Genomic DNA, 888 nt, shown 5'->3' with positions numbered 1-888 from the left:
CGGTGGAGGTGAGGAGGGCGGGCGTGCGCAGGTCGGGGGTGAGCGTGTCGGGGACGTCGCCTTCGAGGAAGGTGAGCCGTTCGTCGCCGTCGGCGGTGAGGCCCAGGGGGCGCGGTGCCGCGTGGAAGCCGTGGTCGTGGAGGTGATGGAGGAGTCGGTGGATCGCGGGGGTCGCCGGAGAGGTCGGCCGGTGGACGGCGCCTCCGTGGCGGCGGACGATGTTCACGCCGCCACGGAGGTCCTGACGTTCGGTCATGCGCTCGCTTTCGAAGGGCCGGGGCTACGCCTCCCGCGTCGGCGGCGCGGCGGCGGCTTCCAGGGTGGGGATGTCGATCTTCTTCATTGTGAGCATCGCTTCGGTGACGCGGGCGACGAGAGCCGGGTCGGGGTCGGCGAGCAGTTCGAAGAGGCGCTTCGGCTCGATCTGCCAGGAGACGCCGTAGCGGTCCTTGAGCCAGCCGCACTGGCTTTCCTGGCCGCCGTCGGCGGTGAGCTTGGCCCACAGGTCGTCCACCTCGGCCTGGTCCTCGCAGTGCACCTGGAAGGAGACGGACTCGTTGAAGGCCCAGTCGACCTTGCCGCCGTTCAGGGCCGTGAACCGCTGGCCGAACAGCTCGAAGGCGACGACCACGACCGAGCCGGGTTCGCCGGGGCCGGCCTCCGAGTACCGCTGGACGTCGGTGATGCGGCCGTCGCCGAAGACGGACAGGTAGTACTCGGCCGCTTCCTCCGCCTCGTTGTCGAACCACAGACACGTGGTGATCTTCTTCTCGGGCATCGCCGTGCTCCTCACTGTGCTGGCGGCCCCACTCGGGCCGTGTTCCCCGTGCTTGTGGAGGTAGACGGTCCGGGCGGGGGGAACTCATCGCGGCGGCGGGCGAGCCGGTG

1 protein-coding gene and 1 pseudogene are annotated in these 888 nt (G+C 70.4%); both read right to left on the bottom strand.

Going from position 1 to position 888, the window contains the following annotated elements; genetic code table 11:
• Window positions 1-256 (bottom strand): annotated as a pseudogene (locus FNX44_RS27260) (aminoglycoside phosphotransferase family protein); the annotation flags it as partial.
• Between the two features lie 24 nt (window positions 257-280).
• Window positions 281-778, bottom strand: a complete 498-nt coding sequence (locus tag FNX44_RS27255) for a VOC family protein (RefSeq protein ID WP_143651625.1) — start codon at window positions 776-778, stop codon at window positions 281-283.
• Window positions 779-888 lie beyond the last annotated feature (110 nt).

The organism is Streptomyces alkaliterrae (assembly GCF_007097205.2).
In the GTDB taxonomy this organism is placed as follows: domain Bacteria; phylum Actinomycetota; class Actinomycetes; order Streptomycetales; family Streptomycetaceae; genus Streptomyces; species Streptomyces alkaliterrae.
The sequence above is the reverse complement of the archived record's forward strand: the minus strand, read 5'-3'. Positions and strand labels throughout refer to the sequence as shown.

Bases quoted from the DNA above. Each gene is read 5' to 3' on its own strand.
- FNX44_RS27255 (WP_143651625.1), bottom strand. From the start codon at position 778: ATGCCCGAGAAGAAGATCACCACGTGTCTGTGGTTCGACAACGAGGCG.